The organism is Streptomyces sp. NPDC020192 (assembly GCF_044388685.1).
In the GTDB taxonomy this organism is placed as follows: Bacteria; Actinomycetota; Actinomycetes; order Streptomycetales; family Streptomycetaceae; genus Streptomyces.
Genome location: NZ_JBIRXG010000059.1, coordinates 1 through 25,823, shown reverse-complemented (window position 1 = coordinate 25,823; position 25,823 = coordinate 1). Strand labels below are relative to the sequence as shown.

Sequence of the window (25,823 nt, the reverse complement as noted above, 5' to 3'; positions counted from 1 at the left end):
CGGAAGCCTTCCAGGCGATGCCGGTCGACCCGGCGGAGTCGGAGTTCTACAGCAACCGCTGATCAACCCCCTGCGACGTCTCGCACCTATCGCACAGGTGCGAGGCGTCGCACATCTCGCACACGTCGCACACCGACGAAGCGGCGGCCCGGTCATGGCCGCCGCTTCGTCGTCCCCGACCGCTAGCCCAGCTATCGCACCGACCCCGGGGGGATCCCGGAGAAGGAGACGCCCGCCATGCTGTCCGCCGACCGGATGCGCACCCAGCTCGACAACGCCCGGCGCCACCTGGACACCGCCCGCAGCCACACCGGCCGGGTGGCCACCGCGACCGGCACCGCCGCCGCGACCACCGGACTGTTCACCACGGCGGTCATGGGCGAGTCCCTGCTCGCCACGCTCGCCGCGACCGGCCTCGGTCTGCTCGTGCTGCCGACCCACAAGGCCCGCCAGCCGGAGCCGGAGAAGGTCATCGAGCGGACCGCCGACGGCGGGATGCTCGTCTACACCCCGCCCGCGCCCCCGAGCCACCAGGGCCGCACGGCGGCCGTCCTGTACACGACGCCCGGCGTCGGCCTGGTCGGCGTCCTGCTCGCTGAGTGGATCGTGCCCGGCTTCCACTGGGGTGAGGCCCTGGCGGTCGCGCTGTGGTCCGCCGGCACCTGGATCCTGCGCCCGGCCCGCCGCGCCCGGCACATGCTCGTGCCGCCGCTCCCGCCCCTCGCCAAGACGGACGACCTGGTCGTCCAGGAGGAACCGCAGCTCTACTCGCACCCGGCCGCTCAGTGGTGGGCGGAGCGGGTCGCCATCGAGGGCGGGGCCGCGCCGACCACGGTCCTGGAGGACATCGAGAAGACCGGCGATACGGCGATGCGGGCCATCATCCGCTCCGCCATCCCCGGCGAGCCGGTCCCCGAGGTCTCCGTGCGCCGCCTGTCCGCGCTGATGGACGTCCCCCAGGAGCTCATCACCGTCGGACCGGTCCCCGGCCGCGGGGCCTCCGTGCAGCTGCTCACCGTCGGCCGCTCTGACGCCGCCGCGCTGGACCCCGCGACGCTCTGGGCTGAGCGGATCGCCCCGCTCGCCATGCCCGGCGCGTCCATCACCGCCATCAACTTCGGCTCCATGAACCTGTCCAAGGAGGACGCGTGACCATCACCCCCGCCACCCCGGGCGCCCTTGCCATCCCCGACGACCAGATCATCGAGCTGATGGTCGAAGTGCCCGCGGGCCAGGTCATCCGCTACGACCTGGCGGCCCTCGTCAGCGCCTTCGACGTCGGCGACCCGGGCCGGATCGCTGTCGAGACCGACGGCTCCCGCCACGCGATCGTCACGATCTACCCGTCCAACCCGCTGGCCACCATGCCGCCTCCCTCCGAGGACGACATGCTCATGGACAAGCTCGGACGGATCGTCACCGGCCGCTACCACAACGGCCGACCGGCCCGGAAGCGCCTGTTCGACCCGCGTACCGGCTCCGCACAGCGGGCCCTGACCTTCGGCACGACCGGCGCGGGCAAGTCCCGCACCCTCCAGTACACGCTGGCGTGCGAGAAGAAGAACCGGATCGTCACCTGGCTCGCCGACCTCAAGGGCGGCCAGTCCGTTCCCGAGGCCCGCGAGCACGTCGACTGGTTCGCCACCACCCAGGAGGAAGCGATCCTGATGCTGCGGGCGGCCGTCGAGGTCGCCCAGGCCCGCCAGATCCGCTACTCCCTGCTGGGACGCAACGCCTTCCTCATCGGCTCGCCCGACCCGCTGATGTCGGTGAAGGTCGACGAGGCCAACCGCCTCCTGGAGAAGGGCGCCCCGTACCGCGAAGAGGCCACGTACCTGGTCAAGGAGCTGGGACGCACCGGCCGTTCGGTGGGCGTCGGCATCGAGCTGGACGCGCAGGCCAGCCACCTGGAGGAATTGGGCGGCAGCGACACGTTGAGGGCGATGCTCAAGGAGGGCGAGGTCTGCCTGCTGCGCTGGTCGTCGTCGATGATGCGCCAGCTGGTCGCGGACGGCCTGCTGCCCGCCGGCGAACAGCTGATGCCGATCCCCAAGCAGCTCAAGCCCCGCGTGCTGCGGTCGCAGTTCGCCGACGCCGACGAAGACGACGACTTCTGCGACACCCAGGGCACGGCGTACCTGCTGTCCGGGCCGCACCCGACGTCGATGATGCGGCACTGGCGGATCGGCTCCATCACGCCGACCCCGGGCCTGGACCCGGAGATCCTCGCCCTGTACGGGCCGGATGAGCCGGAGCGTCTGGAGAAGAACTCGCTGGAGGCCGCGGGCGAGGCGTACGAGGCCCGGGGCACCGCCGCCATGGCCGCGCTGTGCGAGGCCGTGAAGGACGAACAGGCCGCCAAGACGGCCAAGGTCCAGGCGGCCAACGGCGGGCGCGGCCCGCAGCTCCTGGAGGACCGCATCCGCATCGTGCTCGCCGCGTCCGACGACGCGATGACCGCCGACCAGATCACGGCGGCCGTCAACGCCGACGGCGGCAAGGAGATCAAGGTCGGCTCCGTCCGCACTCGGCTCAGCGCGCTCGCCGACGCCGGGGACGACGTCGCCCGGGTCGGGCACGGGCTGTACGCGCCCGTCCGCTGACCTTCCCCAACAGCAAGCCGGGGCCCTGGAGATCGCACCTCCGGGGCCCCTTTTCACTCCCCCAATGCCTCGAAGGAGTTCGAACAGTGGAGCACATCGACCGCACCCCCGGCACCCAGCTCAGCGAGTCGGAGGCCGCCGCTGAGGCCCGCCGGATCATCGAGAACCTGTACCGGCAGGCGCCCGCCCCCGAGCCGATCCCGACGTCCTACCGGGACACCTCGCCGAACACGCCGCCCACCGCCGCGCCGGTCGCCCAGGAGGGACGGCCGCCGATGTCCCAGCGCGCCACCGACATCAGCGGCGTGATGCTCGCGGGCGGCCTCGCCTCCCTGCCGATCGGCGGGGTCACCTCGCTCGTGCTCTACACGCTGGGACACGTCGACCCGACCAGCCTCGCCATCGGCGCCGGCGCCCCGGTCGCCCTGGTGCTCGCGCTCGGCTCGCTGCTGCGGTCCGCCGGACGCGCCAAGCGGGACATGCACACGGAGCACCACCACCACTACACGGGCACGGTCGTCCAGCGGACCGAGGTGAACACCCAGACGAAGGGGATGTTCAGCCGGACCAACAACCACAACGGCTGACGGGGGAAGTCGAGATGGCAGTCACTCACGTGACCGTGTCGCACGGCGCCGACTTCGAGGGCGTCGACCGCTTCACCGTCAAGCAGTTACGGGAGTTGGGGCAGTACGTGCGGGGCGTCCTGTCGTACGACGACTACACGAAGCTGACCCCCGTCCTGGACCACGCGGGCGAGAGCGAGCTGGAGTTCAACACGGCCGAGGCCGCGCTCCTGGCCGTGCTCCTGCGTCGGGCCGCCGCCGCCCGCACGCTGCCCAAGAAGTACGCCGGGCCCGCGCTGTTGCTCGGGTTGTCGGCGGCCCGTGCGGCGGGCGACGGCGAGCCCTGGACGTGGACCCCGGAAGAGGCCGGACGATGAGCGAGATGGACACCCGGCTCGATGCGGCGACCACCACTGTGCTCGCCGAGATCAGCCGTACCGACGCCAAGTCCGGCGTCCTGCTCACCGCGTTCTCGCTGCCGCTGGCCGCGCTAGTCGCCGCAGTCCCCGGCCGCGCCCTGCCGGGGGCCTCCGCCGCTCTCGTGGGGCTCGGCACCGTCGGCCTGGTGGCCGCGATGCTCGTGGTCCTGGTCGTCGTCCGTCCCCGCCTCGGAGGCGCGGCCCGCGGCTCGTACCTGTACTGGTCGCTGTGCACGCCGGAGGAGGTGGTCGCCGACCTCCAGGTGCCGGAGAACCAGGCGGAGCACGTCGTCCATCTCTCCCGGATCGCACGGCGGAAGTACCGCGGCCTCCAGGTCGCGATCGACATCACGGCGGTCTCGCTCATCACCCTCGCGGGCGCACTGCTCGCCGCGCTCGCGTAGCGCCCTCTCGAACGACCAAGGCCCCCCGGCGTCTTCGGATGCCGGGGGGCCTTTTTGCGTTTCCGGACCGGCCGCGCGGGGCCATGCTGGGGTCCAGGAGGTGACCCGGGGTGGACTTCGAGTTCGAGTGCTGGCGCTGCGAGGCGGACTGCACGGTCTGGGGAAAGCCGGTGGGGTTCTGGACCGAGAAGTACCGGCTGCCCGAAGAGTGGTCGTGCTGGAACTGCGGGGCCACCAACATCACGCCCGACGACTGACCGAGGCGGGGAGTTGTAACGAGCTTCGCGCGCTTGTTTCGGGCCTTCGGCCCGGCGGCGCCATCCCACCGCGCGCGTGGCCGGCACCGTCGGCGACGGCAGCAGACGGGGGCAGCGAGTTAGTGCTCATTGGAACAATGAGCGACCCGCCGCGGCCGTGCGACGGCAGCAGACGGCGGCAGCAAGGTAGTGCTCACTGATATCAGTAAGCCCTCCGCCGCCCGGGGTCTGCAGGCGACCGGGCACGGTCGGGCCGGGGTTTTCGGGGACCGGTCCGCGCACCGTCCGCGCGCGGGAAGACCGCAGCAGATCCCGGTAGCGAGTTGTGGGTTACTGACCCCAGTTCGCGACCGCGTGGCACCCCTCGCACCGGCAGTAGATCCCGGAAGCGAGTTAGTGCGAACTGGGCCCAGTTCTGCGGTCGGCGGTTCCTCGGTCGTCGGTCCCGGCCGGGGACGTCGACCACGCGGCGGAGCACCGCCGTACGTCACCGACTTCACGTACGGCGTTCCTCGAGGACCGCGTCGACGCGCCGCGCCACAAGACCCGCCGCGCGCGAACCGTCATGACCAACGCCGCGACCGGCGACCGTCATGACCTGACGCCAGGCGCACCCGCCCGGAGAGACGCCCACACCTATGCATCACGGCCCGACGGCCGTCGCTGTCCACGGCTCCCGCTCAGGAGAGCCGGACCCGTGGACAGCGACTTGCGCGCGTCCCGCACGGTCAAAGCTCTTGCATTCACAAAGTCACAAGGTTCGTCGTGGTGCCTAGGTCATTCGTAATGCATGAGGTGTGACCGTTCCGGTCATCGCGAAGCGAGCGGCGAAGCCGTACCCCACTGCGCAAGATCAATACGGTCACACCTCTTGCATTCACGACCGCACGATCTCCAAGGGCCGTTTCACCTGGGCAGCAAGTTGGGCGGGAAGGGGAGCTTCCCGCGATGCCGAGGGCGGCATGACATCTCTTGCAACTCCGTTTCGTCCGGACGGAATCCGGCGTCATCGGCCCTTCTTGCGGGCCGCCCGCACGCGCCGGCGTCGCTCCGCACGCGGCAGTGCGGACGTGTCCTCACCGACCGGCGGCACTCCGTCGGGGCCCGCCTGGAGGTGTTCCAGCGCGATGCCGAAGACGCGCGCGAGGTCGGCCCGCTGCGCCGGAGTGAACCGGCCGCCGCGTACGTCGGTGAGCAGTTGGCGCAGCACGCTGTACCAGTCGTCCACGGTCGTGGGCACCGTGCTGGGGACCACGCCGACCGTGCCGGGGAAGTCCTCGGTGACGAGCTCCGCCAGGACGTCCTGGAGCTCCCGCGCGCGGTGGTGGTCGCGGAACTTCGAGGCGTCGAGCTGGAGCAGGGAGAGCATCGTCAGCCAGTCGTCGACCGACTCCGGGAAGCGCAGCTTCGGAGGTTCGGGCACCGGTTGCAGCACCGTGGGCCCCTTGCGGACGACGCTGCGCACCACCGTCTCCGTGCGCTCGATCACCTCGCGGACGGGTTCGGGTGCGGGCGCCTCCCCGAGTTCGGCGCGCGCCTTCTCCCTCTCGTGCGCGCGCTTGCGGTGGCTGTCGTTGCAGAACCGCGGCGGCCGGCCGCGCCCGCTGTACTTCAGCTCAGCGCCGCACCAGCCGCACGTCCGCTTCACCAGACGCTCGCGCACGTGCACCGACTCGTACTCGGCAACCGGCTCGCCGTGCTCCTGGTCGTCGTCCTCGGGTATCTCGTGCGGGGTGCTGGTCGTCATCCGGGAACCCTAGGCGGCCCGTGATCTACGTGGCGAGTTCCGTCCCCACGAAACCCGCGAGGGCGAAAGTGCCAGAGGTGTACGGCATCCGGCCGCCGCTCACCCGGAGACCCGTTTTCGTCCCCACGGAACTGCCCCGGCCCAAAAGTGCTAGAGGTGCCACGCACCGCACCCACTCAAACCTGGCGACCCGCGCCACCCCCACCTTCGACGTGCCACGCTGCCGCCATGAGCACCACGCGACGCCAACTCGGCACCGGTCCCCTCCCCTCCCCTCGTACGACTCCGGAGACAACTCCGTCCCCGCGGCTGCTGCCGATCGAGCGCATCGGAGCGGGCCCGCTCCTAGGGGAAGTCGAGCACCAGGACGTCGCGCTGCCGCGAGGCCGGCGAACCCTCGGACCGGGCGGAGCCGAGGACGACCGGGGCCAGCAAGTTGGTACGTGAGCATCGCTCCCGAGGGCACAGCAAGTTATCGGCGAAGACCGTCTTCGGGACTCCGACCGAGGGCGGCCGGAGTTCTCGCGGGGTGTAAACCGACCCGTACACCAGGGTGTTACGAGGGTCCTCCGCTCCCCCGTCCCGACCTGCACGAGCGCTCTTCCATCTCCGAGACCACCCCCTCGCGTCGTCCCTAGGAGGGGGTGGTCTCGGAGTTTCCAGAGGTACAGGTCGGGACGGGGGAGCGGAGGACGTGGGGAGTTCGGTGGGGAGTTCAGCGGAGGGGATGACGGGGGTTCGGGGAGAGAGGGGGTGCGGAGTTGCAAGAGGTGTCATGCCGGGATGGGGAGTTGTTGCCGGGGGACGAAATCACGGCGGCCGGGGAGTGTGCCGGGCGGGCGGAGCGGGTTGCCTCTCGTATGGCTCTCCGTGGGGCCTCTCGTGGTGCCCCTCGTAGTGCGCCCGGTAGTGCCTCTCGTGTTGCCTCGGGTCGGCCCCGGAGCACGGCGACGCGTGGCGCTGACCTCGTCTGCAATGGGTCGGTGCGGGAGCTCCCGGCCGCCGACTACTTCCCCACGGCACCCTCTTGAGCCGGGGCCGGTGGTACCAGGGGCTTTCGCCAGCCCCTGGACCCCGCTTCCGTCGGCACTCCCCGACGCGCACCGGTCTCGCCGTGGCGTACGTCGTGCGCGCCGGGGAGCACCGCCGCCCGGGTCACCCCGCGCGGTCGACGTCGGCGTCGCCAACTTCCCCCAGGAGTGCGCCGGGCTCCCCGGCCTGCGTCGCCGGATCGTGGGCCGCAGCCTCTTCCTGGTACTGCGCGAGGGTCTTCTGCAGGCGGGCCGCGAGGTCCTGGAGGTGAGGCGTCAGCGCCCGTTCCATCGGCGTCTCGCCGCGCTCGGCTCGGATCCGGGCCTCTTCCGCGTCGAGGTCTTCGTCGAACGACGCCGGGTTCGGTTCGAGCCGCACGAGTAGCCATGCCGACGCGCGCCAATCGCCCGGCCGCCGGCGGATGCGCTTCTCGCTGCGGTGCTCGCCGGTGACGGGGTCGGTCCACGTCCGGTGGGTCTCGGAGACCACGGCGCCGCGGGCCGCCTCCTCGATGTGGGCGTGCGCGCGGGCCATCGCGACGGCGCGGGCCCGGGTGACCCTCGCGTACAGGGCCGCGTGCGGGTTGGGGGAGTCGACGTCTAGGCGTCCGCCGTGCTCGGTCTCGACTGCGTCCTCCCCGAGCTGCATCCAGCGCAGAAAGGAGCTGCGCGAGACTCCAGCGGCGTCGGCTGCCTGCTTCACCGGGAGCCCGGCGGCCGTGGCCCGGGTCAGCAGATCCATGGTCGCCGGGGTGAGGAGAGTGGGGCGTCCCGCGCGGCGCGGCTTGCGGCGGGCGGGCTGAGTCGTGCTGTTCGTGTTGGTCATGAGCGCGGACCGTACGAACCGCCGGCGCTTGCGTCTCGGGGTGTTCGTGGACTTCCCGGACCGGGCCAACGCGCGCGGGATACAGGTCTCTCGCGCTTGCGTCTCGCCGTGCTCGCCGTGCTCCTGGTGGTGCTCGCCGACGGACTGCCGCGCGCCGCCGCCGGGGGGAAGAAGCCACACGGCCAGGAATCGGGCGGTCCGGCCGGTGTCCGGGTGCGACGGGTGCGATGCATCGCACGGGTACGTCAGGTGCGAGATGTGCGAGGCCCATTGACCTGCACGAACCGCTGTGCGGCCCTGTAGCCGCCTAGCAGCCTCCCCGACGTCCAATCACACGCGGGCACTCGTGAACCGGCGGGAGACGGCACGCTGTGAGGCCGGTTGGCGATCTCTGGGCGGCAAAGAGCCCCGCGCGGCCGGAACCGGCGGGGCCCTGGGGGGTGGTGCTGGTCAGTCGCGGTCGTCCAGCAGGTCGGGGAGTCCGTCGAGTTGGGGCGAGTCGAACCAACCGTCGCCGAAGTTGTCGTCGACGGGATCGGGGACGGATGCCGCACGGATGATGTCAGCACGCACCCGGAGGCAGTGTTCCTCCGTGGAGTTGTCGACGATCACCCGGTCTTCTTCGCGGTCGTACAGGGTGGCGAACACCCCGTCGCGGCCGATCACGTAGCGGTCCTCCAGGTGGTCCGTCATGGGTCCTCAGCTTTCGTGGTCGGTGTGGTCCTGGCCGTGCTCTTCGTTCCAGGCGCGGGCAAGCAGCAGCGCCCGGCGGGCGCTGGTGGCCCCGTAGTCCTTCGACTCCCGGGTGTCGTCCTGCCACGCCAGCTCGACACTCCCGTCGGCCTCGTTGGCGCGTTCCAGGACGCGGGCCTCCGTGGTCAGGAAGTCGGCCACCTCGGTGTGGAACCCGCCGCCCGCGCCCCGCAGGGAGGCGGCTGCGCGGCGGATGTCCGCGACCTCCTGGCGGACGCGTGCGACGCGGACCTCGTGACGCAGCACCTCGTCTCGGGTGTACGGGAGTTCGTTGTCGTGCCAGTCCACGCGCTTCAGCAGCCGCGGCCCGTCCGCCGTGCGACCGGTCACCGGGCAACCGCCGGCGCGCTCTCGTCGTCGCCCAGCTCGCAGAGCGCGAGAGCGGCCGTGTGCTGGTCGGCGCTGAAGCCGAAGGGCTTGATGCCCTCCTCCTCGTACCCGACCCACAGGCGGCGCTGGCCGTCGGCGTAGGCCCGCAGCAACTCGCGAGCACGGCCCGGGTCGATGTCCAGCGCGGCAGCCACCTGGGTCCACGTGGCCCCCAGGGTCAGGGCCTCATGGACGCGGTTGCCGGTCCCGTGTTCGACGTCGCGGCGGATGGACTCCCGCAGCGCGAGAACGGCCAGGGCGTCGTCGGCGGTGCCGCGCTCGACCTCGTGCGGGAAGTCGGCGGGCAGCAGGTTGCGGAACAGGCGCTGCGCGTGGTCGCTCTCCTTCGCGGCCAGCCAGGACAGCGGGGTCGCGGACGGCACATCGTCGGGTCGCCGGATCTCCAGCGTCTCCCAGCGGTCGTGTTGCTCGGTCATCGGGCGTCCTCCTTCGTCGACCACGCCCGCGCCGTGTTCGGCGCGACGGCCGTCAGCTCGTTGATCCGGCGGTAGGGGACTTCCATCCGGACCGCCTCAGCGACCAGCGGACGCAAGTCCCGGTCGATCTCTTCGAGCTGGGCCAGGAGGCGGACCCGCTTCTGTCCCAGCGGCGTGATCGCCTTCTCCGCTTCGGCCCTGAGTTGGGCCGGTGTCTTCTGCGTCATGCGTTCAGACTGACACATGCGTTCAGACTGAACAAGCGATTCAACTCGAACGAGTGAATTACGTTGCGCGCCTTCTTCGGCGTGCCCTTCGTGCCCGTTTCATAGGTGGTCGCTCGTGAAACACCCCGCCGGGCAGCGATCATGCTGCACGTTTTCTGTTTCATGGGACGTTGCAAACGGCTTGCCTGTTTGAAACAACACATGAAACATTGGATCCGTGACCGATGATTACCAGCGCGTTGAAGCGCACGACTGCCCCATGTCCACCTGCGCCGCCCCGGCGGGCTCGCCCTGCCGTACGACCAAGGGCAAGGTGGCGATCCAGTACCACACCGCCCGCTTCCGGCTCGTGCCCCAACTGGCCAAGGCCCTGAACGTGGCGGTGCCGCCCGTGCGCAAGCCGGGCACGGCCTGGGTGGAACTGCCGCGCCCGGCAGGCGCCGGCGCCGAACCCGTCGGCCACGTCCGCATCGGCTACGCCCGCGCCTCGACCGCCCGGCAGTCGCTGGACACCCAGCTCGACTCCCTCCACGAGCACGGCATCACCCGCGTGTTCTCGGAGAAGATCTCTACCCGCGCCACGAAGCGGCCGGAGCTGGAGAAGGCCGTCACCCTCGCCCGCGAGATCCGCGCCTCCGGCGTCCGCGTCACCCTCGTCGTCCACGAGCACAAGCGCCTCGGTCGCGGCATCGACCTGGCGACCCTGGCAGAGGAGCTGAAGGCCGGTGACATCGGGCTGGAGTTCCTCACCGGGGAGCTGAAGGGCTCGCACGACCCGTCGGGCGTCGTGTTCACCGTGCTCGCCGCACTGTCGGGCATGGAGCGCGAGTACATCCGGGACCGCACCCTGGAAGGCCACGAGTCGGCCCGCACCCGGGGCAAGTCGATCGGCGGTGCCAGCGTCACCGACGACGCCATGCTCACCATGGCCCTGCACCTGCGCGGGCAGGAGATGAGCCTGCGGGACATCGCGGCCAAGCTCGTCATCACCACTGGCAAGAAGAAGGGCCAGCACCCCTCCCCCGCGACCGTCATGCGAATGCTGCGCGAGCACGACGACCAGACCGCCCAGGCCGCCGTGGCTGGAGGCGAGTGAGCGTGCGCACCGGCACAGCGGCCCTGCGCCGCATCCTCGAAGAAGCCGGGCGTCCGGTGGCCTGCGAAGCCTGCACGTACGGGGCCAGTCGCTACACGACGGAGGACGACCGCGCCGTGTGGACCGGGCTCGACATCGCGCACATCGTCCCCGTCGCCGCGGATGGCACCGACGACGCTGACAACCTCGCGGTGCTCTGCCGCCCGTGCCACGAGAGCGCGCCCAACACCGCGTCCCGGGACGCCTTCCTCTCCTGGCTGGAACGACGCCAGGCGTCCGGCGACGGGCCCGGCATGGCGAACCTCCGGATCCTTGCCGAGTTCCTCGGTGACGCCGGGACCCGCGAGACCTTCAACAGCCAGCTGCGCGACGTGCCGCACGAGGAGATCGAGCGCATCGCCCGGGAGACGGCCCGCGAGGCCGGCGCCTCGCTCCGGCCCACCGTCCACTTCGGGCAGGGCGGATGGAACTACGAGACGACCCGGGCCGTGATGGCGGAGGCCATCCGCCGCGCTCAGGCCCGAACCGCCCCATCGACCGCTAGCCCAGCTATCGCACAGGAGAGCCCGTGAACCTTCAGGCTGAGGTCCGCCAGACCCTCCGGGAGCTGCGGGAGCTGTCCGGGGAGACGATGGTCCGCCAGGCCGCCGGGATGCGGTACTCCGAGCCGACGTGGCGCCGGAAGCTGAACGGCGGCCGGGGAGGCGGGGCCGTGATCAGCCTGGAGACCATCGAGCGGGCGTGCGCGCACTACGGCATGACCGCCGTCGAGATCCTGAGCTTCCCCGAGCTCGATGAGTTCCAGCGCGAGGCCCTCGCCCTGCGCATCCGTCGGAAGCTCCAACCGCGCCCATGGCCTCCGCAGGACGACTGATCCCGTCAGCTACCTGGGGTGATACCCCTCGCACACGTCGCACTCGTGCGAGGCGTATCACCTCTCGCACGGCCGACACCGCGCAAGTCCCCCAGGTGTCGGCCCTCTCCACTACAGTCGGATCTGCGGTCGCTTGACCGTGGGCCCGGCTCAAGGCCCGGTTCGTCTGGCCCAGACCGGACGAGCTCAACCGAAGGTGCCCCGCGCCGAGCCGCCCCAAAGTCTTCACCATCACCTTGCTGGCCTCGCTCTTGGCGGCCGGTGAGTCTGGGATCACCGCAGCCGCGGAAACGAGAGCTTGAGATGCCGAAGAACCACGCGCGGAAGAAGGCCCTCGCCGACCTCAAGGACGAGCTGGGCATCAAGCACGCCTGCGCCATCGCGCTCCTGGACCACGGCGACCCTGACGAGACGCAGCAGTTGATCGAGTACCTGGAGACGTACGTCGACATCAACACGTACAAGGAAGCCGTCGACTACCTCCGCCAGGAGCAGAACGACCCGCGCAACAAGGTCATGTGCCAGACGTGCGGCTGGACGTACGGGATGGTCTGCCCCGAGTGCCCGGGGTGCGGTTGCTACAGCGGCCAGTGCTCCGGCTGGCGGCACCACGAGTACGAGGAACCCGACTACGACGATCCGGACTACGGCGTGTACTGCCGCGAGTGCGGCGCCGGCGGGAGCGGGAACCCGTACGAGGAGTGCACCTGCTTCGAGGACGACATCGAGGACCAGGAGCAGGAGGCCGTTCCGGCGTGACGACCGCTGCCGCTGCCGACCTCGCCGCTCGCGGGCTGGCCGTCTTCCCGCTGCCGCCCGGCGGCCGGAAGCCCACCGGGCCGTGGCGGTCGCAGTGCCTCACCGACCCGGAGCGCGTCCAGGAGTTCTGGCGCGAGGGCGACAACATCGGCGTCGGCTGCCGGGCCTCCCACGTCGTCGGGCTGGACCTCGACATCGAGGGCGACGCCGACGGCCAGGCCGTGCTCGCCGCGCTCGCCGAACGGCTCGGGGAGGACTGGCCGGACACTCTGACTGTGGCCACCCCGAGCGGTGGCCGGCACCTGTACTTCGCCGTGGCGGACGGCTGCACCATCGGCAGCTTCTCCGGCGGCCGGAGCCCCCTCGGTCCCGGGATCGACGTACGCGGGCCCGGCCTGCGCAGCGGTGGCTACCTCATCGGGCCCGGCTCCGTCGTGGGCGGCAAGCCGTACGTCATCGTCCGCGACGTGCCCGTGCAGCCGCTCCCCCGCTGGATCGGCAACCGGCTCACCACGCGCTGACCTCACGTGATACCCCTCGCACCCGTGCTATCGGTGCGAGGGGTATCACGTGTCTCGGGCCTGAGTGATACGCGTATCACTCCGGCCTGATCAGGGTGCTACGCGTCGCACTGGTCGCACACGTGCGACTTGTGCGTGCAGCTTCTTCTCCACCTTGGGCGCCTGCTCGACAGCCGCCTGAAGGAGTGCGGCCACCACCTCATGCTTGGGCACCCTCGTGGCGTGGTGGATGTCGTCCACCACGGCCTGGAAAGCGTCGGCCGCGGCTGCCGAGGTGTACCAGCTGCGCCGCGTCTTGACCTCGCGCGCGTCCCGGATCTCCTTCGCCTGCTGCGCCCTCCGCTGGGCTTCCAGAGTCTCCCGTCCCGCGCCGTCCGGAAGGGGAGAACCCACGATCAGCCCCTCCTGGTGGGGGGTGAGCGCCGGGCTCGGGCCCTCATCGTCGGCTGTGTCGAACCTCTGCGGGCTCACGCTACGGTCACGCTCCTCTTCTCGTACGTCTCTGCCAGCAACTCGAAGGAGGCACGGGCAGGGCCCACCCCTGACGCCTTGGTCAGCTCAAGGGGGAGCGCCTGGTTGTCCGCCGTTGCCAGAGCGGCACGGCGATGGATGACCGGCTCCCAGACGAGGTCGCCGAAGATGCGACGAATCGACGCCAGCTGCTCGCGCTCCAACGCCTTCCCCGACGGGTCGAGGTTGTTCACGACCACCCCCGCCAAGGTCAGCTCGTCGTTGTGGAGCAGACGTCGCTTCTCCTTGACGAAGTCCCGGACCCGCTTCGCACCGAGGATGGAGTCGATCTCAGCCTCGGTGACGATGAGCGCCTGGTGGCCGGCGGCGAGCGCCATCTGCGTCAGGTGGAACAGCGACGGCGGGCAGTCAATCAGCACGTCGTCCAGGTGGTCGTCCGCTCCCTGGAGTGCCTTGGCCAGCCGGAGGTGGTTCCCAGTGACCCCGGCCTCCGACATCCGGTTCTCCAACTCCAGCCAGGCCGGGGCCAGGACCATCCGCTGCGCGTACTCGACATCCCACGCCACCGACGTCCAGACACCGGCCATCGCGCCGACCCGGTCGGCCTTCACCGCCTCTGAGACTGTGAGCTGAGGAGCGTCCTCGTTGTACCGCCACCCGCACCTCCGGGAGGCGTTGCCCTGCGGGTCGAAGTCGAGGACGCCGACACGGCGCTTTCGCTTCGCAAGAGCTGCCGCCAGCCGGACCGTGACGTCCGACTTGCCGACCCCTCCGCGGTTGTTCAGCACCACTGTCCGCCGTGCCGCCATCGCAGTCTCCCGTCTCGGTCGCTCGCCGGGAGATTACCGCTCGCACCCCTCGCACTCGACGCACCCGTGCGAGGCGTCGCACATGTGCACCTGACCGCAGTCTGAAGAGAAGAAGCCACGCCCCCGCGGATCGGGCGGCACCGCCGGCACCAGGTCCTCGCCCCGCGGGGTGGCTTCTTCACCCCCAGGACCGGGAGAGTTCAATAACAACACCAGCAACATAGTTAAAAGAACTACCCGCACTACCCGTACTACCCGCATAACAGCAGTTCAGGGAGGTTGCGGGTAGTGATCAGATGGCAAGATCGCACTACCCGCAACTACCCGCACTACCCAGGCCACGGGCAGTGCGGGTAGAGCGACGCGGGATTACCCGCTGCGGATAGAGGCCGCGCCACTACCCGCAAGCTCCTGACCAGCCCATTCGCGGGTAGTACGGGTAGTGCGGGCAGTGCGGGCAGTAGTTGCCGTGACCCACGTGAAGCACGCACGACGAAGGCCCGCACGGAGATCCGTGCGGGCCTTGATCGGGATTCGAGGGGGCTACTGCTTGGGGCCTTCCACTCTCCAGTAGTTGATCTTCTGGCGAGCGTCCCGACGGGAGAGGATGCGGTAGCCGCTGAAGAACCGTCCCTGCCGGGCTCGCAGCCACTTCCCGAGCTGCTTGGAGTTCGGGATCTTGTCGCCGTTCATCGGCATCACCTTGCTGAGAGACGAGGCCGCACTCATTCCGGTAGCGGAGGCGAAGGCGAAGTCAACAAGGCTCTGGGAGGTGTACTCCGTAGTGCCCAGCTCGTCGTGCCAGACGGAGAGGAAGGCTGCCCACTCCATGGCGTCCTCGTCGGCGTCCTCCATCTGCTCCTCGCGGTCCTCCAGCCACCCAGGCAGGCACATCCAGTTCAAGATGCCGCCCAGGGTCCGGGGCCAGGCGCCGAAGGAGGCCATGTGGTGGTTGCTCTTCGGCATCCCGGCCGACACCCAGCCGCGGAGCAGGGTGAGGAGCGCGTGGAGAACTTCACCGGTGTGGAGCTGAAGCCACTCGTTGAGGTCGCCGGCCGCGAAGGCTGAGGGGTCGCGGGTGTCGGGTCGGACGTCAGGGTTGAGCCGAACCCAGATGGTGCGGCGGGCCAGGTCGTCGCCGACGGTCAGGTTGTTGCCGTTGGCGACCCACAGCATGTTGTTGGGGATGTTCGCCATCTCAGACTTACCGAGGACGCGGTCACCCCAGATCTGCGACGTGATCAGCTCCGACATCACAGGGAAGCGCAGGGTGTGGCCGGAGGGCACGTTATCGAACACGGTGACGGGGTGGCCGGACTCCATCAGCACCGAGGTGATGACCTTCCGCTGCTCGCCGTTGTCGGAGCCCCAAGAAGCAGTCTTGATCCCGAACAGGTCACCCATGATCCGGGACAGCAGCGACTTGCCGGAGCCCGGGTTGGTTGCGGTGATGCACCACAGCGGGGTGGGGTCCGGGATCATCGAGCGAAGCAGAGGGATGAACAGGGAGCCGACGAACTGCGCGAGGTCGCTCGCCTTCATCCAGGGGAAGTCACCCAGCATCTTGCCGACGACCAGCTCCTGAGCGTCGGCGATCTGCTCCGGAGTCGGATTCTCCGGGACGTCCTTGATCTGGATCCGGGGGGAGTAGAACCACCCGGTCGCCGGGTTGTACCCCTCTCGAAGGTGGAGCTGGCCGTCCGGGCTGAGCAGAGGCACGGAGGTGATCCCCTTGAGCCGGGGGAGCTTCCAGTTGTTCCGAGCCAGCACGACGGCCGCGACACGGGTGGGGAGAAGCACAGGTGAGGGGCCGTTCTTGCGCATCTTGAAGACTTCGGCGTGCTCGTGAAGGGCGAGGGTCAGCGCGTCCTTCGTGATCTCCTCGATGAAAGGCCCGTCGTCACCGTCGCCGATCCACACCGGCCGCCGGCCGCGCAGGTACACATCGGCGATCGCGCCGGATTGGAGTGCCCGCGTCACCTCAGTGACGCCGGTCGGCTCATCAGTGACGTCGATGACAACGCGCTCCCTGACGACCTCACGGTCTTCGAGGGGCCGTTGCTGAGGCACGGAGGGACTGGCGGTGTCGGTGGAGTGTCCGTCATCGGACGGCTGGGTCACGAGTGCTCCGTTCTTGGGAGCTGTGACCTTGTTCCGTCTCCTCCGCAGGGCCACCGTGTCGTACAGTGGCTTCCGCGTAGGAAGCAGAGCAGGCGGATCAAAGCACAGCTCGAAACTTCCAGTCGGCCCGGCGTTTAGGTGTCCCACCACCTGCCGGGCCGCTCGCTTTTGAGTTGCTTGTGGGACCGTAGCCCAGGGGGTTTACGGACCTCAGACCTTTAAGGTCAACGGCACGGTCGCGCCGGACGCCGCGAACCCGTTCTCCACGGCTCGTACTGCGTATCCCTCGGGTACGCCGACGCTCACAGCCGCGGTGACGATCTCCCCGCCCAACGACTCAAGGCCGCACGGCCCGGGGCACTCCTGGTGCAGCGCGGCGAGGAACCGCGCGACGCCGAAGGCCTGCGAGGCTGCGCCTTGTTCTGGGTGACTGCGGACCATGGCCAGGCCCTTGTCCAGCCCGTTCCGGACGTATCCCTCGGTGTGGCGGCAACCGCTCGCGACCTCCCGTGACCAGGCCGCTCGCGGCATGGGAGAAGAGGCCACCGTGCCCGCCGGCACCACGTGGCGGGGGAGCGCCGTCACAGCCTCCGGGAGTCGGAGCATCTCGCCCTCGCCCCGCCCGAGCCAGCGGGCGTACGCCATGCGGGACTTAATGTCGACTCCGGGCCGCACCTTGTTCGCCGACTGCATGGTGCCCAGGTAGATCCAGTGTTCGCCGCGCGTCGTCGGGACGGTTCGAGTCGCGGGCAGGGCCTCGCGTGCCCAGGCGATCGCATCGGCGCTGTCGAGGTCGACCACGGTCACCCCGGCCCCGCCCGGGTGGTAGGCGACCGCCGCCGACTTCCCCCAGGCGGCCATCCAGGCCGCCGACGTCACGAGGTCGACCGACGTCGACGCGGCGGCCCACGCGTGGCACGGCCGAGGGCACTCGCAGGTGCCGGCGCTCTTCATGTTCGGTCGGCCACCGCACCGGTTCTCGGAGCATGCTGGGCAGTTGCCGAACGGCACCTTGCCCTCGCGCAGGGGCAGCACCGGCACGCCGAGGGCCACCAGTTCGAGGGCTTGCCGCAGGTGAGCGCCTGCGGGTGAGTCGCTGTGCGTCATCGGCTTCCCCTTCCTCTGGTTCCGCCCGGCGTCCTGCGGGAGGACGCCGGGCGGTGAGCCTGTTGGGCAGTTAGTCCAGCGGGACGCCGTACCGCAGCGTCCAACCGCGGCTGAGCACGTGCCGGGTGACTTCGACGGTCCGGCCGTCCTCGGTACGACCCGTGTGGGTGATGGTGAGCAGCAGCTCGCCGGAGTCGACGCCCAGGGCTTCGGCCTGTGCAGCGGTCGCCGGAACCTGCGTGACGTCCTCAACGACATCGGTCTGTGCCAGCCCTGCATCGGCCATCCGGGAGATGATCCCGCCCGTGCCCGTGTCGAGCTGGGCAACGGCGGGCGCGGCCTCTGCGACGTACGCGGGGATGTACGTGTCCGCCAGCTGGACCAGGCGGTCACCGTCGTACATGCGGCGCTGCCGGATGACGACCTCCGCGTCGGGGCTCACCCCGAGAAGGTCGGCGACGTCGGCAGGAGCCGCACCGCGCTGAACCTCAACCTCAGCGCGGGGGCTGCCACCGGCGCGCTTCGTTTCGGCCTCGAAAGCCCCGTGGGCGCCGCCCTCCGCTCGCTGCACGTAGCGGCTGCGAGCGTCGCGGGTGATGGTCCCGTCAGCGCCGATGGTGTTGCTCGGCATGGTGCTCCTTCGTTGGTGATGGATGGGTTGACGTGGGACGACGCCTAGTCGGCGTCCAGTTCCCACGTGTACGAGAACCGCCAGATGTTCGCGGGCATGACGTGCACCGCGACCTCAACGACGCGGCCCTCTGCTGTTGAGGCGTGATGGACCAGCTCGTAGACCTGCCGGTCGTCGGGGATGCTCAGGGCCGCCGCCTCTTCTGAGGTCGGGAAGCGGACCTCGATGGACTCCTGGACGCGCCGTTGAGCGAATCCGAGGTCGGCGAGCCGGTTCTTGCTGCCGCCCGGTCCGGTGTCCTGCTCTTCGATCGCGGTCCCACCTGCGATGTCGATGGGGAACCACGACGTGGCGAGTTGGACGACGAACCCTTCGTCGGAGTCTGCAGCGTCCCGGCCGGCCTTCATGGCGCGGCTCCGGTAGATGGCCTTTGCTGAGTGGTGCAGCTCGAACGCGGCAGCAACCTCACGCGGCGGGCGGGCTCGCCCGATCTCGGTCGGCGTCCGCTTGTAGACCAGACCGAGGCGGTTCAGCTCTGCCTCGAACGCGCCGCGGGCACCGCCTTCGGATCGGGCTGCGGGTTGGTACCGGCCGGTCCCGTCGCGGGTGATCTTGCCGATGAACGGCGTCACGAACGAGCCCTTGCCCTGTCGGGTCACGACCAGGCCGTCCCGCTCCAGGACGCGGAACACATCTCGCGCGGTCTGGAAGGCGATTCCTTCGGCGGCCTGGAGCTCCGACACGCTGGGCAGCTTGCCGCCCGGCGGGTACTTGCCGGTCTCGATCTTCGTCCGGAGATCAGCGGCGATGCGCTCGATCTTCCCGGGCTCCTTCTTGGCCACGGCCCTCCGTCCCTTCTGCTCGGTGTGCTGGGTGCTGTTGGCCGCCAAGCATGACATAGCTAGTTGAGTATCGGAAGTCGAGATCATTCGCCCGTTGTGTGTCGCCACGTTTCCGCAGGTCAAACCCTAGGCCGTTTGCCACTCAGCTAGTTGTGTTGACACCCCCGGAAAGAGGTGCGTTAATCGACATCGCGCGCCGCGCTCAACTAGTTGGGTGCGGGGCGAGGTACTGCCCGGAGGGGAAGCGCGCGTGCCGCGTGGATCCGAAGGAAGCGGCCGTTCCTTGAGAACTCCATATGGGACACCCGGAGCCACGACTCGTTGGCGCCTCCGAGCAAGAGATCTGCGGAGTGGCGTCACCAGGCGAGTCCTCTGGTCAACCCGGCCCAGTCCGCAGGGGATGCGGACCGCCAGCCCGCAGGCGAGATGCGGGACAGGCAACAGCGACAAGCCAGCCCTGCCGCGCGCGCAGCTTCCGAAGCACCTTTTCCCATGCCGCCCTCACGGGCGGACAAGTGATCCGACCGCGCGGTGAGACAAGGGCAGAGATCGCGGGCCCCGGAGGCATTGACCGGTTCGAGTCCGGTCCGGGGCGCGGCGGCCAACCAGGCCGCGCCGGTGGCCGTGGCTTCTTCTTCGGCTGGCCCCCGCGTAGCAGGCGGGGACCAGCCGGGGCCACGGCCCCAGATCGCATGGAGGTGCGACCCAATGCCCAACGGTATCGAGGTCCAGGCCCTGGCCGTGGACCTGACGGCCATCTACGCCAACCAGCACGCCCGTGTGCTGGGGATCGTCGGCCGCACGCTGCGCCCGGAGGACCGGGCCGCGTACGTCGACGACCTCGCACAGGACGTGTGGCTGATGGTCTGGCAGTACCTGCTGCGCGGCAACGAGATCAGGAACGCCCCCGGGCTCCTGGCCGTGTTCGCCCGTCGCAGGGTGTACGCGCACTACCGGTCGGCGAGGGTTCGCCGCGAACAGGCGACCGACCCGACCAGCATCGCCCTGGACCGCCTCTGCGCAGACCTGGAGGCGATCGCATGACGCGCCAGGTCTTCGACTCGTTCTCGGCTGGCAACCCGCGTGGGTCGTGGCCGGCGGAAGAGCGGGCGCACGAACTGCGTGAGCAGGGCCAGCCCGCCACGGTCGTGATGGACATGGACACGGACCGGTTCTTGGTCGTGTCCGAGGGCGGGGAGGCAGCCGCATGAACGCTGTGACCTGCTGCGACTGGTGCGGCCAGGACCACGACCCGATCCGTCCCCAAGACGACGACCTGTAGCCGACGACGGGCGTCCGTCGCCACCAGGCCCCCGCGGCTGGTGACGGCGGACGTTCGGCTGTCGGGCCGGACACCGTTGAGGGGAGAGCACGTTGAAGGTCAAGAAGCGCACGGCCGCCGTGGCGGCCATCGCTCACCTGGGGTCGCTGTACGCCGTTGCCGAGCTGGTGCACGCCATAGGCGGCCAGGAGTGGCACCGGCTGGAGAAGCACCTGGACGACCTGGACGACCGGGCGGACACTGCGCTGGACGCGTGCAGGGCTGCCGGGGACGGCGACTTCGCCGACCGGCTGGAGAACACGGCGATGCGCGGCACCGACATGGTCGGTGTGGTGACCGCCAGGTTCGCCAGGGAGCCGGTCCGGTGACCGGCGCCGGCGGGGACGTCCCGCAGAAGCACATGACGATCCGCATCAGCCGCGACGGCGGCCGGACGTACGCCGACCCGATCGAGGTCCGGCCCAACCCGAACCTCCCTCCCACGAACGCGTGGGCGGAGGGATGGCCGCCGTGCGACTGCCCCAAGCACCGGGCGGCACGGGCGGAGGGCCGCGAAATCCCCCACACGGTTCGGCTCAGCTTCGACGGATCATGACCGTGCTCGAAGCGGCTTCGACCACTCCGGTCACCGCTTCGGGCACTCGCCCACGATCTTCGGATGGAGAGAGCATGACGACCACCATCGAGCCGCCCGTCAAGGTGCCGGCACCGGTTGACCCGGGACCGCCTTCGGGCACTCGGGTCGCCGCTTCGGGCACTCAGCCCCCGGCTTCGGCTACTTCGGCCGACGCTTCGACCACTCAGTCCGAACCGTCCGGCGACGCCCGGCCGGAGGTGAGCCGGAAGGTCAAGATCTGGCTCGGGATCGCGTCCATCGTCGGCGCGTGCGTGATCGGCGCGATCGGCTTCTACCTGTCCTTCGGCAACCTCAGCCAGGCCGGGTACACGAAGTTCGGCTTCTCCGTCGAGGACGCGCCGTTCTTCGCGATCGGCGTGGACGCGGCGATCGTGACGTGCCTGGCCCTGGACCTGTTCATGGCCACGATCCGCACGTCATGGCCCCTGCTGCGGGTCCTCGCGCACGTCATGACGCTGGCCAGCGTCTACTTCAACGCGGCGGCCAACGGCTCGATCACCCAGCACTGGGACAAGGCCTTGAGCCACGGCCTGATGCCGGTGCTGTTCGTGATCGGTGTCGAGGCCGGTCGCCGAATCCTCGTCCACCAGGCCGCGCTTCCCGCCGACCACGACGTCATCCCAGGTCACCGGTGGGTTCTGGCCTTCCGCCCGACCTGGCGGATCTTCAAGACGATGAAGGTCTGGGACATCGCGTACAGCGAGGCGATGTCCCGCCAGCGCGAGCGCGCCATCTTCAACGCCTGGAACGAGTACAAGGCGGAGCTGAAGAAGGCGAACCTGACCGAGGGCAGCGAAGAAGCCCTGGCCAGGCTGCCCAAGAAGCTGGAGCCCTTCGGCCTGACGGTCGATGAGGCGCTGGCCCTGCCGGACCGGATGGCCCGTGAGGAGCTCCGGCGCACCCAGCTCGCCGAACAGCGGGCCCGGGAGTTGGAGCTGGAGAAGGAGCGGGCCGCCCACGCTGCCCAGAAGGAGCGTCTGGCCCACCGCAAGGAGATGGCGGGCCTCCAGGCTGACCTGACGGCGACCGAGGGCGTGGCGGGCGCACAGGCCCGTGGCGCGGTCGCCGAAGCCGAGGCGCGGGCCGACGCACAGGCCCGCGCGGCGACTTCGCTCGGGGACGCGATCGAGTCGAAGGAAGCGGCCGAAGCGAAACAGCGAGCGGCCGAAGCGAACGCGCGAGCGGTCGAAGCCGAGAAGCGAGCGGCCGAAGCCGACGCGGACAAGATGGCCGCGCTGGCGAAGACGGAGACCGAGAAGGCGAAGGCGCTCGAAGCCGTGCACCGTGCGGCCGAAGCCCAAGCCCAAGCCGCCGTAGCGGAGAAGGTAGCGGCCGAAGCCCGCGAGGCGACGGCTCAGATCACCCGCCGCGCGATCGAAGCCGAGGACTTCGCGAACTTCACCCCGCGCCAGCGCCGGGTGCGGACCGTGGCCCGGATGATCCTGGCCGCGAGCCCCGAGGACGTCGACCTGGCGGCCATCGAGCAGGCGATCGGCGTGAGCATGAGCACCGCGTCCACCACCAAGGCCGAAGCCGTCGCGCTCATCCAGGCCGGGTACCACCCGGCGATCGGCTACGACCCGGAAGCACCGTCGCGCACGGCGTGAACAGCCCACCGGCACACATCAGTGAAGGCCAGCCCGCGGTCATCGGGCTGGCCTTCGCCGTGACTGCCGGAAGCAGTCACAGCAACGCCGACCAGGACGCACGATCCGCCCTGGTCAGACACCCAAACGGTAGAGGAGATCCCCACCCATGAGCACGTCTTCGTCCCGGCCGGAGTGGTCCGGGGACATGCTGGACCGCCCCGAGATGGTCGAAGCGTTCGCCAAGCAGCTGCGCGGCGTCCTCGGGGCACAGGCCGAGTACGTCGCGAAGATCCGCCGCGACGCTGAGGCGATGTGGAAGGCCAACCCCCCGGAGGGCTACAGCACCTTCGAGGCGTGGTGGCGTCACCGCTGGGTGACCAGCCCGTTCGGCCAGATCGAGGACCACATCGAGAAGGCCGCCAAGCTCACCTTCGACCTGGAGGCCCGCTACCGCCGGGGCCGCCACGAGATCCCGGAGAAGAAGCAGGCCGCCGCGCTGGAGAAGCAGGCCAGCGAGACCCCGGCGGTCACCGCGGGGGGTGTGCCGATCCCCCCTAAGCCGCGCACGGCCCCGGCGGACACCGGTTCCGCCGGCGGGGACTTCCTGGAGCTGGTCCGCAAGGGCCGGTCGGCGTGAGCGGAAACGGAATGAGCCCCGAGGGCCTCAAGAGGCTCCGCAACCTGGCGGACTTCTGGGGCCCTCGGCTGGAGGCCGTCGACAACGACGCCGACCTCGCCAAGGTCTGCTTCGACCGGGCCAAGTCCGCAGCCAAGCGAGCCCAGCGCGGCGGCAACCCGCGCGCCATGCACGAACTCGCGGAACTGCTCGCGCACTGGGCTCACGACCAGGAACGCGCCGACGCGAAGCGTCACACCGCGTGACGCGAGAAGTTCAACTTCAACGGCCCTTTCCGGGGTTCCGGAGGGCCCAACACGCGGCGCGTGTACGCGCGGCGCGCGAGGATCGCCGATTCCGTCACCGCCTGTCAACCCCATGGAAGGAGCGAACGTGACCACCGATGACCGGGACGGCGACGTTCTGCCGTTCCCCCGAGTGACCCTCCCCGGGTCGTACGACGCCCCGTCACCGCCCGCCTCGGCGGACGACGATGACGGGGCGGACGACGACTGGGACCCGGCGCCGGTCGGCTCCTGGCCGACGCTGCCGGACGTCTCCGGCATGGGCCCGCCCCTGCACCTGACCGTGCCGGGGACGCCCGATCCGGAATCCGACGACGAGGACGCCGACGTGGGCGACTTCGTCCCGCCGCCCCCCGAGGACCCCGACAACCCGACCTTCCGGGACGTCGCGGCCATGGGCATGGCGGTCATGGCGGCCGTCGGCGTCGCCTGCGCACAGGGCATGTGGCACGCCGCCAAGGGCGCCAAGGCCCGCGCCGAACACCACCAGGCCATCGCCGACAAGGCCCGCACGGCGGCCGACAAGGCAGCCGAGAAGCAGCGGATGCAGCCCGGCCCGGAGTTCGGCAAGGGCACGAAGCCCGGCGGAGGCCGTGGCGGGGGCTCCGGCGGTTCCGGGAGCTCCGGCGGAGGGTCCGGCGGGTCGAAGGTCCCGCCCTCGCTCAAGAAGAACGGCAACGGCGTCACCAAGGGCCCTCAGCGGCCGTCTCCCAGCGGTTCCGGGGGAGTTGGCCCCAAGGCGCCCGCCGGGAGCGGAAAAGGCCCTGGCGGCTCGCACAACGGCTCTGGCGGCAAGGACCGGCCCTGGAAGGACCGGGGAGCGAAGGACGCGAAGGGGCCGAAGAGTTCGGACAGCAAGTCGTCGAAGGACGACAAGTCGAAGTCCGCCAAGGACACCAGCACCAAGGCTGCCAAGGACTCGAAGGACGCCAAGGCCAAGGACGCGCCGAAGGACACGGCGAAGAAGCTCCCGAAGGCCCCCGAGCCCGTCTCGCCGTGGAAGGACAAGCCGGAGAACAAGACCAAGGCCAAGGACTCCAAGGGCAAGCCGGACGCGAAGCCGGAGGCGAAGAAGGCGGATCCGAAGGACGGCGACAAGGTCGACCTGACGAAGAAGCCGAAGCCGAAGGCGACGGAGGCCGGGAAGGACAAGGTCCCGCCGAAGCCGACCACGCCGCCCAAGCCGCTGTACGACAAGGACCGTCCGGTCACCGGCACGGCCAAGCCCGACGGCGAGAAGACGTGGAAGGACAAGCCGAAGCCGCCGGTCGACGGCACGAAGGACGGCAAGCCGGGCCCCGGTCCGGCACCCGGAGCGGAGTCGGCCGGCACCACGCCGCCGGGCGGTCCGTCCGGCGCCTGGGCACCGCCGCCCCCGCCTCCCCCGCCGCCTCCGGGCTTCGAGGGGATGCGCCCGCCGCCCGCCTACAGCGAGGGCTTCAAGGTCTGGCTGGAGCGGGACGACCCGCCCGGCCCGCCCCCGGAGCCCGCCGGGGCCATCACCCGTGGACACCCGGCGCTTCCGGCGGGCACCGCCACGGCGCCGGCCGCCAGCTCGACACCGCCGGGGCCTGCCGCTCCGGCCGTACCACCGCAGAGAGGAGCCCGGTTCGTGAGCACGCCGGTGAAGTCCACGCAGTACAGGGACGCGGAACTGACCGTGTACGACGTCATCGACGCCGACGCCGACATGGCAGAGGAGATCACCGAAGGCGTCGACGCGGCCATCAAGGCGTCGGAGGGCTGCGACGTCCTCTTCACGCGGCTGGAGGCCCTGCACGCCAAGGTCGTTGAGCTGAAGGTCCCCGGCTCGCTGGAGGGCATGGTCATCCGGCTGATGGAGAAGTGCGGCACGGTCAAGGCCAGGGCCGACGCCATCGCCGAAGCCCTGCCGAGGGCCTCCGAGTCGATCGCCACCGCCGGGAGCAACGCCGAATCGCGGCACCGCCACCCGGCCGACGTCACCCGGGACATGGGCCACACCCGCCCGGCCGAACGCGAATACCACCTCGGAGACTAGGAGGCCCTCATGGGAGAGGCACTGGAGAAGGCCGGAGCGGTCGCGGGCACGGTCGCCAGCGCGGCCGGGACGGCGATCGCCGCCACCGGCGCGGTGGTGGCCACGGCGGTGCGCTACACCATCGTCATCGCGCAGCTCGCCGCCGCCGGCGCGAAGCTGCGGGGCCTGAGCGAACAGGTCCGGTCGACGTACACGTACGTCGAAGGGTGCTCGAAGTCGGTCGACAACCTCGCCGACCAGATGGCGGGCCTGAAGGTCGACCGGGACACGGTCTCCGAGCACCACGAGGCCGCGACCGTGATGCGGGGCGTCCTCGCCGAAGCCGAGTCGATGGCCGCCGCGACGGAGGACCTGGCGATCCTCTTCGACCAGGCGGCAGCCGAGCACCAGGCCGACTACGGCCCGGTCGCGGAAGCCTTCCAGGCGATGCCGGTCGACCCGGCGGAGTCGGAGTTCTACAGCAACCGCTGATCAACCCCCTGCGACGTCTCGCACCTATCGCAC

33 protein-coding genes are annotated in these 25,823 nt (G+C 70.2%); 21 read left to right on the top strand and 12 right to left on the bottom strand.

Annotation, left to right across the window (positions count from 1 at the left end; translation table 11 throughout):
* Positions 1 to 237 precede the first annotated feature (237 nt).
* From ACH47Z_RS44945 to ACH47Z_RS44920, 6 genes are all read left to right on the top strand, one after another.
* Positions 238 to 1,152: a hypothetical protein gene (locus tag ACH47Z_RS44945; RefSeq protein ID WP_399085737.1), complete on the top strand. Its 915-nt coding sequence runs from the start codon at positions 238 to 240 to the stop codon at positions 1,150 to 1,152.
* On the top strand, positions 1,149 to 2,603 hold the full coding sequence (locus tag ACH47Z_RS44940) for a transfer protein (protein WP_399085734.1): 1,455 nt from the start codon (positions 1,149 to 1,151) through the stop codon (positions 2,601 to 2,603). Before ACH47Z_RS44945 ends, ACH47Z_RS44940 begins: the two co-directional genes overlap by 4 nt.
* 86 nt (positions 2,604 to 2,689) lie before the next feature.
* Positions 2,690 to 3,190: a hypothetical protein gene (locus ACH47Z_RS44935; protein ID WP_399085732.1), complete on the top strand. Its 501-nt coding sequence runs from the start codon at positions 2,690 to 2,692 to the stop codon at positions 3,188 to 3,190.
* 14 nt (positions 3,191 to 3,204) lie between these two features.
* Entirely contained in the window at positions 3,205 to 3,546 is a 342-nt protein-coding gene (locus tag ACH47Z_RS44930) for a hypothetical protein (protein WP_399085729.1), read from the top strand.
* Complete coding sequence (locus ACH47Z_RS44925; RefSeq protein ID WP_399085726.1) at positions 3,543 to 3,992, top strand: Pycsar system effector family protein; 450 nt, start codon at positions 3,543 to 3,545, stop codon at positions 3,990 to 3,992. Before ACH47Z_RS44930 ends, ACH47Z_RS44925 begins: the two co-directional genes overlap by 4 nt.
* 110 nt (positions 3,993 to 4,102) lie before the next feature.
* Entirely contained in the window at positions 4,103 to 4,249 is a 147-nt protein-coding gene (locus ACH47Z_RS44920) for a hypothetical protein (RefSeq protein ID WP_399085724.1), read from the top strand.
* 1,006 nt (positions 4,250 to 5,255) lie between these two features.
* Here ACH47Z_RS44920 and ACH47Z_RS44915 read toward each other — a convergent pair.
* Complete coding sequence (locus tag ACH47Z_RS44915; protein WP_399085721.1) at positions 5,256 to 5,996, bottom strand: hypothetical protein; 741 nt, start codon at positions 5,994 to 5,996, stop codon at positions 5,256 to 5,258.
* A gap of 228 nt (positions 5,997 to 6,224) precedes the next feature.
* Between ACH47Z_RS44915 and ACH47Z_RS44910 the strand changes: the two genes are divergently transcribed.
* Positions 6,225 to 6,443: a hypothetical protein gene (locus ACH47Z_RS44910; protein WP_399085719.1), complete on the top strand. Its 219-nt coding sequence runs from the start codon at positions 6,225 to 6,227 to the stop codon at positions 6,441 to 6,443.
* A 708-nt stretch (positions 6,444 to 7,151) separates the two neighbouring features.
* Here ACH47Z_RS44910 and ACH47Z_RS44905 read toward each other — a convergent pair.
* The 5 genes from ACH47Z_RS44905 to ACH47Z_RS44885 all read right to left on the bottom strand — a co-directional run bounded on the left by ACH47Z_RS44905 (position 7,152) and on the right by ACH47Z_RS44885 (position 9,639).
* Positions 7,152 to 7,853 carry a hypothetical protein gene (locus tag ACH47Z_RS44905; RefSeq protein WP_399085716.1) on the bottom strand — a complete coding sequence of 234 codons (702 nt, stop codon included), beginning with the start codon at positions 7,851 to 7,853 and terminating at the stop codon, positions 7,152 to 7,154.
* 450 nt (positions 7,854 to 8,303) lie between these two features.
* Positions 8,304 to 8,546: a hypothetical protein gene (locus ACH47Z_RS44900; RefSeq protein ID WP_399085713.1), complete on the bottom strand. Its 243-nt coding sequence runs from the start codon at positions 8,544 to 8,546 to the stop codon at positions 8,304 to 8,306.
* A gap of 6 nt (positions 8,547 to 8,552) precedes the next feature.
* Positions 8,553 to 8,936: a hypothetical protein gene (locus ACH47Z_RS44895; RefSeq protein ID WP_399085710.1), complete on the bottom strand. Its 384-nt coding sequence runs from the start codon at positions 8,934 to 8,936 to the stop codon at positions 8,553 to 8,555.
* Positions 8,933 to 9,412 carry a hypothetical protein gene (locus ACH47Z_RS44890; protein WP_399085707.1) on the bottom strand — a complete coding sequence of 160 codons (480 nt, stop codon included), beginning with the start codon at positions 9,410 to 9,412 and terminating at the stop codon, positions 8,933 to 8,935. The genes ACH47Z_RS44895 and ACH47Z_RS44890 overlap by 4 nt, the downstream gene beginning before the upstream one ends.
* Positions 9,409 to 9,639, bottom strand: coding sequence for a hypothetical protein (locus ACH47Z_RS44885; RefSeq protein ID WP_399085704.1), 231 nt, complete (start codon positions 9,637 to 9,639; stop codon positions 9,409 to 9,411). The genes ACH47Z_RS44890 and ACH47Z_RS44885 overlap by 4 nt, the downstream gene beginning before the upstream one ends.
* Positions 9,640 to 9,856: 217 nt before the next feature.
* Here ACH47Z_RS44885 and ACH47Z_RS44880 point away from each other — a divergent pair, with 217 nt between their 5' ends.
* From ACH47Z_RS44880 to ACH47Z_RS44860, 5 genes are all read left to right on the top strand, one after another.
* Positions 9,857 to 10,735, top strand: coding sequence for a recombinase family protein (locus tag ACH47Z_RS44880; protein WP_399085702.1), 879 nt, complete (start codon positions 9,857 to 9,859; stop codon positions 10,733 to 10,735).
* A gap of 2 nt (positions 10,736 to 10,737) precedes the next feature.
* The gene (locus ACH47Z_RS44875) at positions 10,738 to 11,307 is read left to right on the top strand and encodes an HNH endonuclease signature motif containing protein (RefSeq protein WP_399085699.1); all 570 of its coding nucleotides are present in this window, start codon (positions 10,738 to 10,740) and stop codon (positions 11,305 to 11,307) included.
* Positions 11,304 to 11,609 (top strand): hypothetical protein, encoded by a 306-nt coding sequence (locus ACH47Z_RS44870; protein WP_399085696.1) that lies wholly within the window; start codon positions 11,304 to 11,306, stop codon positions 11,607 to 11,609. The genes ACH47Z_RS44875 and ACH47Z_RS44870 overlap by 4 nt, the downstream gene beginning before the upstream one ends.
* Positions 11,610 to 11,912: 303 nt before the next feature.
* Complete coding sequence (locus tag ACH47Z_RS44865; RefSeq protein WP_399085693.1) at positions 11,913 to 12,368, top strand: hypothetical protein; 456 nt, start codon at positions 11,913 to 11,915, stop codon at positions 12,366 to 12,368.
* Positions 12,365 to 12,889: a bifunctional DNA primase/polymerase gene (locus tag ACH47Z_RS44860; protein WP_399085690.1), complete on the top strand. Its 525-nt coding sequence runs from the start codon at positions 12,365 to 12,367 to the stop codon at positions 12,887 to 12,889. The genes ACH47Z_RS44865 and ACH47Z_RS44860 overlap by 4 nt, the downstream gene beginning before the upstream one ends.
* Positions 12,890 to 12,979: 90 nt before the next feature.
* Here the strand turns inward: ACH47Z_RS44860 and ACH47Z_RS44855 are convergent, their stop codons facing one another.
* From ACH47Z_RS44855 to ACH47Z_RS44830, 6 genes are all read right to left on the bottom strand, one after another.
* Entirely contained in the window at positions 12,980 to 13,360 is a 381-nt protein-coding gene (locus tag ACH47Z_RS44855) for a hypothetical protein (protein WP_399085687.1), read from the bottom strand.
* Complete coding sequence (locus ACH47Z_RS44850) at positions 13,357 to 14,169, bottom strand: ParA family protein (RefSeq protein ID WP_399085684.1); 813 nt, start codon at positions 14,167 to 14,169, stop codon at positions 13,357 to 13,359. Before ACH47Z_RS44850 ends, ACH47Z_RS44855 begins: the two co-directional genes overlap by 4 nt.
* A gap of 543 nt (positions 14,170 to 14,712) precedes the next feature.
* Positions 14,713 to 16,290 (bottom strand): hypothetical protein, encoded by a 1,578-nt coding sequence (locus ACH47Z_RS44845; protein ID WP_399085681.1) that lies wholly within the window; start codon positions 16,288 to 16,290, stop codon positions 14,713 to 14,715.
* 210 nt (positions 16,291 to 16,500) lie between these two features.
* Complete coding sequence (locus ACH47Z_RS44840) at positions 16,501 to 17,397, bottom strand: bifunctional DNA primase/polymerase (RefSeq protein WP_399085679.1); 897 nt, start codon at positions 17,395 to 17,397, stop codon at positions 16,501 to 16,503.
* A gap of 70 nt (positions 17,398 to 17,467) precedes the next feature.
* Positions 17,468 to 18,028 carry a UTRA domain-containing protein gene (locus ACH47Z_RS44835; protein WP_399085676.1) on the bottom strand — a complete coding sequence of 187 codons (561 nt, stop codon included), beginning with the start codon at positions 18,026 to 18,028 and terminating at the stop codon, positions 17,468 to 17,470.
* Between the two features lie 44 nt (positions 18,029 to 18,072).
* Positions 18,073 to 18,957 (bottom strand): GntR family transcriptional regulator, encoded by an 885-nt coding sequence (locus tag ACH47Z_RS44830; RefSeq protein ID WP_399085673.1) that lies wholly within the window; start codon positions 18,955 to 18,957, stop codon positions 18,073 to 18,075.
* Between the two features lie 621 nt (positions 18,958 to 19,578).
* On the opposite strand from ACH47Z_RS44830, the gene ACH47Z_RS44825 reads away from it, so the two are divergent.
* From ACH47Z_RS44825 to ACH47Z_RS44785, 9 genes are all read left to right on the top strand, one after another.
* Complete coding sequence (locus ACH47Z_RS44825; protein ID WP_399085670.1) at positions 19,579 to 19,914, top strand: RNA polymerase sigma factor; 336 nt, start codon at positions 19,579 to 19,581, stop codon at positions 19,912 to 19,914.
* Complete coding sequence (locus tag ACH47Z_RS44820; protein ID WP_399085667.1) at positions 19,911 to 20,081, top strand: hypothetical protein; 171 nt, start codon at positions 19,911 to 19,913, stop codon at positions 20,079 to 20,081. Before ACH47Z_RS44825 ends, ACH47Z_RS44820 begins: the two co-directional genes overlap by 4 nt.
* 163 nt (positions 20,082 to 20,244) lie before the next feature.
* Positions 20,245 to 20,520, top strand: a complete 276-nt coding sequence (locus ACH47Z_RS44815; RefSeq protein WP_399085664.1) for a hypothetical protein — start codon at positions 20,245 to 20,247, stop codon at positions 20,518 to 20,520.
* Positions 20,517 to 20,747: a hypothetical protein gene (locus tag ACH47Z_RS44810; protein ID WP_399085661.1), complete on the top strand. Its 231-nt coding sequence runs from the start codon at positions 20,517 to 20,519 to the stop codon at positions 20,745 to 20,747. Before ACH47Z_RS44815 ends, ACH47Z_RS44810 begins: the two co-directional genes overlap by 4 nt.
* A 74-nt stretch (positions 20,748 to 20,821) precedes the next feature.
* Positions 20,822 to 22,396 carry a DUF2637 domain-containing protein gene (locus ACH47Z_RS44805; protein ID WP_399085658.1) on the top strand — a complete coding sequence of 525 codons (1,575 nt, stop codon included), beginning with the start codon at positions 20,822 to 20,824 and terminating at the stop codon, positions 22,394 to 22,396.
* A 148-nt stretch (positions 22,397 to 22,544) separates the two neighbouring features.
* A complete protein-coding gene (locus ACH47Z_RS44800) occupies positions 22,545 to 23,015 on the top strand; it encodes a hypothetical protein (RefSeq protein ID WP_399085655.1) in 471 nt (156 codons plus the stop codon).
* Entirely contained in the window at positions 23,012 to 23,260 is a 249-nt protein-coding gene (locus ACH47Z_RS44795) for a hypothetical protein (RefSeq protein WP_399085652.1), read from the top strand. The genes ACH47Z_RS44800 and ACH47Z_RS44795 overlap by 4 nt, the downstream gene beginning before the upstream one ends.
* A gap of 127 nt (positions 23,261 to 23,387) precedes the next feature.
* Complete coding sequence (locus ACH47Z_RS44790) at positions 23,388 to 25,319, top strand: hypothetical protein (RefSeq protein WP_399085649.1); 1,932 nt, start codon at positions 23,388 to 23,390, stop codon at positions 25,317 to 25,319.
* Positions 25,320 to 25,328: 9 nt separating this feature from the next.
* Positions 25,329 to 25,790 carry a hypothetical protein gene (locus ACH47Z_RS44785; RefSeq protein ID WP_399085646.1) on the top strand — a complete coding sequence of 154 codons (462 nt, stop codon included), beginning with the start codon at positions 25,329 to 25,331 and terminating at the stop codon, positions 25,788 to 25,790.
* Positions 25,791 to 25,823: the final 33 nt, after the last annotated feature.